Origin of the sequence: Promicromonospora sp. NPDC059942, assembly GCF_042731755.1 — a bacterium.
GTDB lineage: Bacteria > Actinomycetota > Actinomycetes > Actinomycetales > Cellulomonadaceae > Promicromonospora.
On the sequence record NZ_JBHWLR010000011.1, the window covers coordinates 95701 to 106362 of the forward strand.

Consider the following 10662-nt stretch of genomic DNA (forward strand, 5'->3'; position numbering starts at 1 on the left):
GGGTCAGGCCGCCCGGACCGGCAGGACCACGCACCCGCATCGCGGGTGCGGCTCCGCCGGCCGGGCGCGGGGGATCCCCGCCGGGAGCGAGATCTCCAGGCACGCACCGACGGCCGCCGGCCGGTGCCCGTCCAGCTGGGCGAGCACCTGGCCCGCGGCCGTCGCCGCTGCCACGGCGGCGAGCGTCGCCTCGTGCGTCGGCTCCGGCGTCTTGCGGAGCTGGGCCGCCAGCGCCGGCCACTCCCGGTCGGCGTCCGCGCGGGCGAGGTCCACGCAGCTCACGCAGGCCGACCGGCCCGGCCGCACCAGCGGGCCCACCACGACGTCGGCCTCACGCACCACGACCGGCAGGTGCGGCACCCCGAGACCCAGCAGCCGCTGGTACCGCGCCGGGTGCGCGGCGTGGGGCTCGGTGACCACTACGACGTCGAGCGCCGCCGGGTCGAGCCCGTCGCCGCCCCCGGCGTCGTCGTCCACCCGGACCGCGACGCGCGGGGAACGCTCCGCGAGCAGGGCCTGGACGGCCAGGTCGCGCGCCTCGCCCACGTCGGCCGCCCGTAGGCCGCCCAGCCCGACGTCGGTGGTCTGCACCGGCAGCGGGTCGCTGAGCACGAGGCCGCCCACCCCCGCCGTCGCGAGGTGCAGCGCGACCGCCGTGCCCAGCCGCCCGAGCCCGACGATGCCGACGACCCGTCTCGCGCGCTCCGCGAGCGTGGCGAGCCCCGCGCCGTCGGGCCGGAGCATGCCGAGCGCCGTCGCGTCCGCCGCCCCGTCGGCCGGGGCCGTCACCACGCCGACCGCTCCGGGGACCGGGACGAGCACCCCCGCCCGCGCAAGGGCGGCCATGATCTCGTCGCGCCGCTCGACCCCCACGCCGCACCGCGCGGCCGACTGCTCGACCGTCACGTGCCGGCGCTCCGCGATCTCCTCCAGCCAGGACTCCTCGGCCGGCGTGAGCCCGGACAGCACGAACGACCAGCGCGGGTCCGAGCCGCACTGCACCTGACCACCGCCGCGGGTGAGCACGGGCGTGCCGGGCCGCAGCCGCAGGGCGGGGGTGCGCTTCATGCCCACCACGATGCCCGACGGCGGCGCTCCGGGGCCGTTGTCCACAGGCCCGGAGGTATATCCAAAGCATCGAGCGGTCCGGAAGTTCCCGGCTGCGCCCAGAGCCAAATGGACGGCGCAACCCTTGCCGACCCGGTTACGGTGAACACTATGAGCGACCAGCACCAGCCCGGCGAAACTCCCCAGTCGTGGGAGGAGATGCTGCGCTCCATGCTCGGCGACGGCGCAGACGAAGTGATGGCCGAGATGCGCGAGCGCGGCATCGACCCGACGGCGCTCGGCGGCGCACCGGACCCGGTGATGATGCAGTACGCCCTGGCCCAGGTGCAGAAGATGCTCTCGGCCGAGGGCGCCGGACCGGTCAACGCGGACGTCGCGCACGACGTCGCGCGACAGGTCGCGGTCAGCGAGGGCGACCCGTCCCTGACCGGCAGGCAGGCCAAGGACGCCACCGACGCGCTCGGGGTGGCCGAGCTCTGGCTCGACGCCGTGACCGATCTCCCGCCCGCGGGCGGTACCCGACGCGCGTGGAACCGGTCCGAGTGGGTCGAGGCCACGCTCCCGGTGTGGAACGAGCTCGCCGCGCCCGTGGCGTCCTCCGTCTCGGAGGCGCTCGCCACGGTGCTGCGCGACCAGCTTCCCGACGGCGTGGACGACGGCGAGGCAGTGCCCGGCATGCCGGCCGGCGTGCTGCACGGCCTGGGCGGCTCGATCGACCCGGCCCAGATGATGAAGCGGCTTGGCTCGGCCGTGTTCGGCATGCAGGTGGGCCAGGCCGCGGGCACGCTCTCGCGCGAGGTGTTCGGCGCCACCGACGTCGGCCTGCCGCTGCTCGACAGCCCCGACACCGTGCTGCTGCCCACCAACGTGGCCGAGTTCGCCGACGGCCTGGACGCCCCGCTCGAGGAGGTGCGGCAGTTCCTCGCCGTGCGCGAGGCGGCCCACGCACGGCTGTTCACCCACGTCCCGTGGCTGCGCTCGCACCTGCTGTCGATCGTGGAGCGGTACGCGCGCGGCATCACCATCGACCTCGACGCGCTCGAGGCCCAGGTGCGCGACATCGACCTCGCCGACTCCGACGCGCTGCGCAGCGCGCTGTCAGGCGGCGTCTTCGGGCTGCAGAACACGGACGAGCAGAAGGCCGTGCTCCTGAACCTGGAGACGACGCTCGCGCTGGTCGAGGGCTGGGTGGACGAGGTCAGCGCCATGGCCGCGCTGCCGCACCTGCCGCACGCCATCCCGCTGCGGGAGATGATCCGCCGCCGGCGTGCCGCCGGCGGCCCGGCCGAGCAGACGTTCTCGACCCTGGTCGGCCTGGAGCTGCGGCCGCGCCGGTCGCGTGACGCCGCGACGCTGTTCTCGATCGTGGCCCGCGCCCAGGGGACCACCGGGCGGGACGCCGTGTGGGACCACCCGGACCTGCTGCCCGGCACCGAGGACCTGGACGACCCGTCAGGCTACCTGGTGCGCCGCGAGGCGGCGGAGAACGAGCACGCCGACGTGGACGCGGCGCTCAAGGAGATCTTCGGCGAGGAGGAGCAGGGCCCCGAGGAGGAGCAGGGCCCCGGAGACGCCGACAAGTAGCTCAGTCCTCCTCGTCGTCCGGGGTGGCCTGGCCGTTGTCGTCCTGCGTGAACGACGCACCCTCCAGGAAGCCGCGCGCGCGGTCCGTCCGGGGGTAGACGTCGAGGATCTTCCAGAACTCGGGGCCGTGGCCGGCATGCAGCAGGTGCGCCAGCTCGTGCAGCAGCACGTAGTCGAGCACCCAGGACGGCATGCCCTGGAGCCGGGTGGAGATCCGGATGGAGCCGTCCAGCAGCGTGCACGATCCCCAGCGCCTGCCCTGGTTGGCCGACCACCGGACGCTGGAGGGCCGGGCCCTGCCGCCGAGGTACTTGGCGGAGAGCTCGCCGGCGCGGTCCATGAGCTCCTGGTCGGACGGGCGGCGGCGCCGCTCCTTGTCCTCGAGCCGGGCCACCATCTTCGCCACCCACTCTCGTTCCTGAGCCCGAGAGAAGCGCGCAGGAATGGCGACGATGGTCCGTCCACCGTCGCGGTATGCGCTCACCGTGGCGGTGCGACGGCGGCTCCGGCGCACCTCCACGGACGTCAGGGCGTCGTGGGCCACGGCACGACCGTACCGGTTATCGGCGTCAAGGTGGGGTATAACACACCGTTCAAGTGGAAAAACTTTGCCTACGGGGCTCTCCTCGGGTGCGATTCACGGAACCCCCAGGCAAGTGAGGAATGATGGGCCGGTGACCGACATGCGCGACCTCCAGCACGCTCCGCAACCCGAGCCGTCACCGTTCGACCATGCCGTGGACAACCCTGCGCCGATCACGCGCCGCACGGTCACGCTCGGGGTGTCCTTGCTGCTCACGGCCGTTCTGGCCGCGCTGGCCCTGGTCGTGCCCACGCCCTACGCGATGCGTTCGCCCGGGCCCACCGAGGACACCCTGGAGCGCAACCTCATCCAGATCGAGGGCGCCCGCACGTACGAGTCCACGGGGCAGCTGCGCCTGACCACGGTGTCCGTGCTCGGCGGGCCGGGCTACCCGATGATGGCCGGCCAGGTGATCCAGGGCTGGTTGGACCCGCGCCGCTCGGTGCTCCCGGTGGAGGCGATCTTCCCGGAGGCGACCACCAAGGAGGAGCAGCAGGAGGTCAGCCAGGCGGAGATGGTCTCGTCGCAGGAGTCGGCCACGGCCGCGGCGCTGACCGAGCTCGGCTACGACGTGCCCGCCGTCCTGGACGTCGCCGGCACGGAACCCGGCTCCGGCGCCGAGGGCAAGCTCAAGGAGGGCGACGTCATCACGGAGTTCCAGGGCGAACCCGTGGGCACCTACGCCGATCTCATCGAGGGGCTCGCCGCCACGACCCCGGGGGACGACGTGACGCTCGGCGTCAAGCGGGGCAAGCGGACCATGGACGTGACCGTCACGACCGCGGACAACGGCCAGCGGGCCGTGCTCGGTGTCTTCATCGACCCGCACTACGACTTTCCCGTGGACGTCTCCATCGAGATCGAGGACATCGGCGGACCGAGCGCGGGCACCATGTTCGCGCTCGGCATCATCGACAAGCTCACCCCCGAGGACGAGGCCAACGGCAAGATCATCGCGGGCACCGGGACCATGAGCCCGGAGGGCACCGTGGGCCCCATCGGCGGCATCGAGCAGAAGCTGTACGGCGCCGTCCGGGACGACGCCGAGTGGTTCCTCGCGCCCGCCGACAACTGCGACCAGGTGGTGGGCAACGTGCCCGACGGGCTGCGCGTGGTGAAGGTGGCGACGCTGGCGGAGGCGCGCGACGCCGTGGAGCAGATCGGGCGCGGCGAGGGAGCCGACCTGCCGACGTGCTCCTGACGCTCGCGGGCGGGATCCCGGGCGTTGACCACGTGTTGCACATCTGGAGGATGTGGGAACCTTGTGGTGGGAACCTTGACCAGAGCCTGGCCGTTCCAACTGCGTACGGCCCAACCATTCATGACGTGAGGTAACGCAGAAGTGTCCTTCGCCGCAGCACCTCGTCGCCCATCCGGCGGCGCACCCCGAGCCCGACGACGCAGTCCCCTGGGGGTGGCGGTCGTCGCGGTCGCCGTCGTCGTCGCGGCCCTGCTTCTCCTAGCGCAGTTCTGGACCGAGGTGATGTGGTTCGGGCAGCTCGGGTTCTCCCGGGTGATCTGGACCGAGTGGGGCATGCGCGGCGCGCTGTTCGCCGTCGGCTTCCTGGTCATGGCCGGAGCCGTGTTCTGGTCGTTCACCGCGGCCTACCGCTCGCGCCCCGTCTACGCGCCGAGCACCCCCGAGCAGGCCACGCTCGACCAGTACCGCGAGGCGGTCGAACCGCTGCGCCGCGTCGTGATGATCGCGGCCCCGGTGCTGATCGGCTTCTTCGCGGGCGTCGCGGCGTCGGCGCAGTGGCGCACCGTCCTCCTGGCGTTCAACAGCGAGCCCTTCGGTGAGACCGACCCGCAGTTCGGCATGGACCTCGGGTTCTTCGTCTTCCTGCTCCCCGCGCTGCGGTTCGGCGTCGGGTTCCTCATCTCGGTGGTGGTGATCGCCGGCATCGCCGGCGTGATCACGCACTACCTGTACGGCGGGCTCCGGATCGGCCCGGCCGCCGCCGGCGGCCCCCGCACCACCCCCGCGGCGCGCATCCACCTGGCCGTCATCGGCGCGGTGCTGCTGCTGCTCATCGGTGCCAACTACTGGCTGGACCGGTACTCGATCCTGACCAACGCGGGCGACCGGTTCGACGGCGCCTCCTACTCCGACGTGCACGCCGTGATCCCCGCCAAGGGCATCCTCACGGTCGTCGCGATCTTCGTCGCCGCGCTGTTCATCGTCACCGCGTTCCGGGGCGACTGGCGCCTGCCGGCGATCGGCGTCGGCCTCATGGTCGTCTCCGCCATCGCGATCGGCGGCATCTACCCCGCGGTCGTCCAGCGCTTCCAGGTGAACCCGAACGCGCAGGAGCTGGAGAGCGAGTACATCCAGCGCAACATCGACGCGACCCTCTCTGCTTTCGGCATCGACGACGTCGAGAAGGAACCGTACGACGCCACGACCCAGGCCGAGGAGGGCGCCCTGCGCTCGGACGCGGACACCGCCGCGTCGATCCGGCTGCTGGACCCGCAGATCGTCTCGCCGTCGTTCCGCCAGCTCCAGCAGAACAAGCAGTACTACAACTTCAACGACTCCCTGTCGGTCGACAAGTACGAGATCGACGGCGAGTCCCGCGACACCGTGATCGCGGTGCGCGAGCTCAACCTCGACGGCCTGGGCCAGGACCAGCGCAACTGGGTCAACGACCACACCGTGTACACGCACGGCTACGGCGTCGTCGCCGCGTACGGCAACCAGCCGGGCCCGGACGGGCGCCCGGCCTTCTTCGAGGGCGGCATCCCGTCCCAGGGCGCGATCAGCGACCTCGAGGGCGAGTACGAGCCGCGCATCTACTTCAGCCCGAGCACCACCACGTACTCCATCGTGGGCGCGCCCGAGGGCACCAAGGCGTGGGAGCTCGACTACCAGGCCGACGACGCGGACGACGGCGGCCAGGTCAACACCACGTTCACCGGTGACGCCGGGCCCAGCGTCGGCGCGTTCGGCAGCAAGCTCCTGTACGCGCTGAAGTTCGGCGAGGAGCAGCTGCTGTTCTCCGACCGCGTCACGAGCGAGTCGCAGATCCTCTACGACCGTGACCCGCAGCAGCGCGTCAGCAAGGTCGCGCCGTGGCTGACGCTCGACAACCGGGTCTACCCGGCGGTCGTGGACGGCCGCGTGAAGTGGATCGTCGACGCCTACACCACGAGCGACGCCGTCCCGTACTCGACCTCGACCCCGCTCGACGAGGCGGTGGCGGACACGCTCACCCAGCAGGCCGGCGCCCCCGTCGAGCTGCCGGAGGAGGTCAACTACATCCGGAACTCGGTGAAGGCCACGGTCGACGCCTACGACGGTTCGGTCGACCTGTACGCGTGGGACGCGAACGACCCGATCCTGAAGGCGTGGAGCAACGTCTTCCCGGATGCCGTGAAGCCGATGGACGAGATCTCCGGCGACCTCATGAGCCACCTGCGGTACCCGGAGGACCTGTTCAAGGTGCAGCGCACCCTGCTCAGCCAGTACCACGTGACGGACTCCGCCGAGTTCTTCTCGGGCCAGGACTTCTGGAACAACCCGACCGACCCGACGTCGGAGGCGACCACCGCGCCGCTGCAGCCGCCGTACTACCTGACGCTGCAGATGCCGGGCCAGGACCAGTCCACGTTCTCGCTGACCTCGACGTTCATCCCGGGCGGTAACACCGACCGAGAGGTGCTCACCGGGTTCCTCGCGGTGGATGCCGACGCCGGCAGCGAGGCGGGCACCAAGTCCGAGGACTACGGGAAGCTACGCCTCCTGGAGCTGCCACGGGACACGACTGTCCCCGGACCGGGTCAGGTGCAGAACAACTTCGACTCGAACCCGACGATCTCCGAGCAGCTGAACATCCTGCAGATCGGCGCGTCCACGGTGCGCCGGGGCAACCAGCTCACCCTGCCGGTCGGCGGCGGTCTGCTGTACGTGCAGCCGGTCTACATCCAGTCGACCGGTGGCACGCAGTTCCCGCTGCTGCGCAAGGTGCTCGTCGCGTTCGGTGACGACATCGGGTTCGCCGACACGCTCGACGAGGCGCTCGACCAGGTGTTCGGCGGTGACTCGGGTGCCCAGGCCGGCGACGCCGGTGCGGCGGCCGAGGACGAGGCGCCCACCGCACCGCCCACGGGCGAGGGCGACACGGGTACGGAGCCGTCGCAGGAGCCCAGCCAGGAGCCGAGCGGCGAGTCCACGCCGGACAGCACCCAGGCGCCGTCGTCCGAGCTGGACGCCGCGCTGCAGGACGCCCGCGCCGCCATGGAGGACGCCAACGCCGCCCAGCGCGACGGTGACTGGGCCGCCTACGGCGAGGCGCAGGACCGGCTGCAGAAGGCACTGGAGGACGCGATCGCCGCCGAGGAGGCTCAGCAGGGCTGATCCTCCCGCGCACAGCAGTCAGACCTGCAGGTCACTCCGGTGACCTGCAGGTCTGACTCTTTTATGCGAGGCGGCGGGCCACCACCACCGAGTTGATGACGTCGTCGGTGGGGTGCACCACCTCCAGCACCTCGAACCCCGGCATGGCCCCCAGGTCGACGGGCGGGTAGAGCAGGGTGCGCGCACCCCGCGCGCTGCGCGCGAGCAGCAGCGCGCCGGTCCGCATGGTGTCGGCCATCCGGCGCAGGATCGCCGCCTTGGCCGACGGCGTCTCGCCCACCAGCGCGGCGAGCACCACGACGTCGTGCTCGGCAAGGCCCACGGTGGCGGCGTCGGCCTGCTCGAAGCGGACCGACGCCGCGCCGAGGCACGCCGCGACCCGGCGCGCCAGCGCCACCGCCGTGGCGTCGCGGTCCAGGCCGACGACGGGGGCGTCGAGCGCGGCGGCGTAGCCCAGGGTGCTCAGGGGGAGCGGTCCGCTCCCGACGACGGCGACCGATCCCGGCGTGCCGCCGCCCGCGTGGTTGATCAGCCGGGCCTCCAGGGCCGTGAGCCGGCGGTAGTTGTCGAGGTAGGGGAACGCGGCTAGCGCGGCCCGCGCGTCGGGCGCGCCGGCGATGTGCTCGGCCCACGCGTGCTCGAGCTCGGTCTCGCCGCGTGCCGAGAGGTCGCGGATGGCGTCCTTGCGGCGGTGGACCTCGGGGTGCGCCAGGACGTCCCGGGCCTGCCGGTCGGGCGTCGCGAGGACCGCCTGCACCAGGCCGCCGAAGAGGGCGTTCGTGCCGGGGTCCGGGCGCAGGTGGGGCAGTGCGGCAAGCCGGTCGGTGAGGTGGACGATCCGGTCGGCGGACAGGGTGGTATCGCTCAGCTCCGTCGTCATGGGGACGATGGTTCCACGGCCGGATCGGTTCGACCGGCTGTGACCTGCGTCTCGACCGGGCGACCCGGTTTGCGCTTCGTCGCTCGGGGTGCGTAAAGTAGGGATCACCGACGCGGGGTGGAGCAGCTCGGTAGCTCGCTGGGCTCATAACCCAGAGGTCGCAGGTTCAAATCCTGCCCCCGCTACAAATGCCAGGCCCGGAGGTCCACGGATCTCCGGGCCTGAGCGCTTTCCAGGGTCTGGAACGATGGTCCGCATGACAGCACCCGCACCTCGTCCGGAGCGCACCGCGCGCGTCGTCCTCGTGGCCCTCGTCGTGGTCGGCCTCGCGCTGCTGGGCGGCGCGGCCTGGGTGGGGAGCCGCCCGGCGCCCACCTGGTTCGCCTATGCGCCGTTGTCGGGCACGACCTACACGCCGCGCGGCACCCCGTCTTCCGGCACCGTGGCCCTGCTCTCGGCCGCCGGCACGCTCCTGCTCGGCGGCGCGGCCGGCTTCGCCGTCGGACGACGGAGCCGGCCTGCCGCGGGCGCGCAGCCGGAGTGAGCGCAGGCCGCCCGCGCGCCGAGAAGTGCCCGAGGCTCAGGCGACGGTGTAGCGGCTGGTGATCGCCACGCGGTTGAAGGCGTTCATCACGGTGACGATCCAGGAGACCGCCGCGACCTGGTCGTCGGTGAGGACGGCCGCGGCGTCGGCGTAGTCCGCGTCGCGGACGTGCCCGTCGGCGACCAGGGTGATCGCCTCGGCCAGGCCGAGGGCCGCCCGGTCGGCGGCGGAGAAGTAGCCCGTCTCCCGCCAGGCGGGCAGGACGGCGATCCGGTCGGGGTTCTCGCCCTTCCTCAGGGCGTCACGTGTGTGCAGCCGCAGGCAGAACGCGCAGCCGTTGATCTGGGACGTGCGGATCCGCAGCAGCTCGACCAGGAGCGGGTCGAGTCCTGCCGACACGGCGTTGTTCTCGGCCTCCGCCGACAGGGTCAGCAGCGCCTTGTACGCGTTCGGCTGCTGCTTGCCCATGTCGACGCGCTGGGTGGTGGTCATGGTTCTCCTCGGGATCGTCGTGCGGCCGGGATCGGCGCCAGGGAGACGACGTGGTCCGCCGCGACGTGACGGCCGGAGCCGTGACAGTGAGCCACGCGACAGTCAGACGCGCGTGAGCTTGTCCGGGTTGACGACCCGGCGGTAGGCGGTGATCCGCCCGTCCGCGATCTGCACCGTGTCCACCGAGAACACCCGGCCCTCGCGGTGGAACACCAGCGAGAGCTCGCCTCCGACCTCCGCGAGGTCGATGCGGTCGGGGCGCAGCTGGCGGCCGACCCGCACCATGAGCTCGGCCACCCGCTGACCGCCGAGAACGGGCTTGCGCGCCGCGAAGACCTTGCCGCCGCCGTCGGTGACGTAGACGACGTCGGGGTCCAGCAGGCGGACCAGTCCTTCCAGGTCCCCGGTCTCGTAGGCGCCGCGGAACGCTTCGAGCACCCGCTCCCGCTCGGTCCGCGACACCCGGGACGTGCGTGGCATCGCGTCTTTCTCGGCGGCCACGCGCCGGCGGGCCCGGGAGGCGAGCTGCCGGGCGCCCGGCACACTGACGTCGAGGATCTCGGCGATCCGCGCGAACTCGAGGTCGAAGACGTCGTGCAGCACGAAGGCGACCCGTTCCGGCGGACTGAGCTTCTCCATGACCAGGAGCATCGCCGCGGTGACGGACTCGTCGACGAGCACGGGCTCGGCCGCGTCCGGCCCGGTCAGCAGGGGTTCGGGGAGCCACGGCCCCACGTACGACTCCCTGCGGTGGCGGGCGCTGTTCAGGATGTCGTACGCCCGCCGGGCGGCGACGGTGATCAGCCAGGCCCGGAGGTTGCGCACCTCGTCGAGGTTCGCGGCGACGGCGCGCAGCCAGACGTCCTGGGTGACGTCCTCGGCGTCCGCCACGGTGCCGAGAATCCGGTATGCCGCGCCGAACACCGCGGGCCGGTGCTCGGACCACTCGGCACGGAGCCGGTCCTGCCCGGGCAGATCGTCGGTCGCCACGCGGCTGCTCCTCTCGGTCGGGAGCAGCATAGATCGGCCGCCGTCCTCGATCAGGGGAGAGGGAGCGCCGGGGCCGGAGGGCCGGGGCCGGGGCCCAAGGGGGACAGTTCGCCCATTCCCCCCCCCCCTTCATTTGGGGGTCAGAACCATAACGCAAGGTGGGT

The 10662-nt window shown here is 72.2% G+C and carries 9 protein-coding genes and 1 tRNA gene; 5 read left to right on the forward strand and 5 right to left on the reverse strand.

All coding sequences use genetic code 11. From position 1 onward, the window contains the following. Positions 1-3: 3 nt before the first annotated feature. Positions 4-1068, reverse strand: a complete 1065-nt coding sequence (locus tag ACFV9Q_RS18505) for a ThiF family adenylyltransferase (protein ID WP_377235577.1) — start codon at positions 1066-1068, stop codon at positions 4-6. A 150-nt stretch (positions 1069-1218) separates the two neighbouring features. On the opposite strand from ACFV9Q_RS18505, the gene ACFV9Q_RS18510 reads away from it, so the two are divergent. Beyond that, positions 1219-2652, forward strand: coding sequence for a zinc-dependent metalloprotease (locus tag ACFV9Q_RS18510; protein WP_377235578.1), 1434 nt, complete (start codon positions 1219-1221; stop codon positions 2650-2652). Between the two features lies 1 nt (position 2653). On the opposite strand, the gene ACFV9Q_RS18515 is transcribed toward ACFV9Q_RS18510, so the two are convergent. Then, the gene (locus ACFV9Q_RS18515) at positions 2654-3196 is read right to left on the reverse strand and encodes a SprT-like domain-containing protein (protein WP_377235579.1); all 543 of its coding nucleotides are present in this window, start codon (positions 3194-3196) and stop codon (positions 2654-2656) included. A 139-nt stretch (positions 3197-3335) separates the two neighbouring features. On the opposite strand from ACFV9Q_RS18515, the gene ACFV9Q_RS18520 reads away from it, so the two are divergent. Continuing rightward, positions 3336-4436: a PDZ domain-containing protein gene (locus ACFV9Q_RS18520; protein ID WP_377235669.1), complete on the forward strand. Its 1101-nt coding sequence runs from the start codon at positions 3336-3338 to the stop codon at positions 4434-4436. A gap of 141 nt (positions 4437-4577) precedes the next feature. Continuing rightward, the gene (locus ACFV9Q_RS18525) at positions 4578-7592 is read left to right on the forward strand and encodes a UPF0182 family protein (protein ID WP_377235580.1); all 3015 of its coding nucleotides are present in this window, start codon (positions 4578-4580) and stop codon (positions 7590-7592) included. Positions 7593-7653: 61 nt separating this feature from the next. On the opposite strand, the gene ACFV9Q_RS18530 is transcribed toward ACFV9Q_RS18525, so the two are convergent. Beyond that, complete coding sequence (locus ACFV9Q_RS18530; RefSeq protein ID WP_377235581.1) at positions 7654-8472, reverse strand: nicotianamine synthase family protein; 819 nt, start codon at positions 8470-8472, stop codon at positions 7654-7656. A gap of 111 nt (positions 8473-8583) precedes the next feature. On the opposite strand from ACFV9Q_RS18530, the gene ACFV9Q_RS18535 reads away from it, so the two are divergent. Further along, positions 8584-8657, forward strand: a tRNA-Met gene (locus ACFV9Q_RS18535). A 71-nt stretch (positions 8658-8728) separates the two neighbouring features. Next, a complete protein-coding gene (locus tag ACFV9Q_RS18540) occupies positions 8729-9016 on the forward strand; it encodes a hypothetical protein (protein ID WP_377235582.1) in 288 nt (95 codons plus the stop codon). 36 nt (positions 9017-9052) lie between these two features. Here ACFV9Q_RS18540 and ACFV9Q_RS18545 read toward each other — a convergent pair whose 3' ends face one another. Next, positions 9053-9508, reverse strand: a complete 456-nt coding sequence (locus ACFV9Q_RS18545) for a carboxymuconolactone decarboxylase family protein (RefSeq protein ID WP_377235583.1) — start codon at positions 9506-9508, stop codon at positions 9053-9055. A gap of 102 nt (positions 9509-9610) precedes the next feature. After that, positions 9611-10498 (reverse strand): RNA polymerase sigma factor SigJ, encoded by an 888-nt coding sequence (gene sigJ, locus ACFV9Q_RS18550; RefSeq protein ID WP_377235584.1) that lies wholly within the window; start codon positions 10496-10498, stop codon positions 9611-9613. Between the last annotated feature and the right edge of the window lie 164 nt (positions 10499-10662).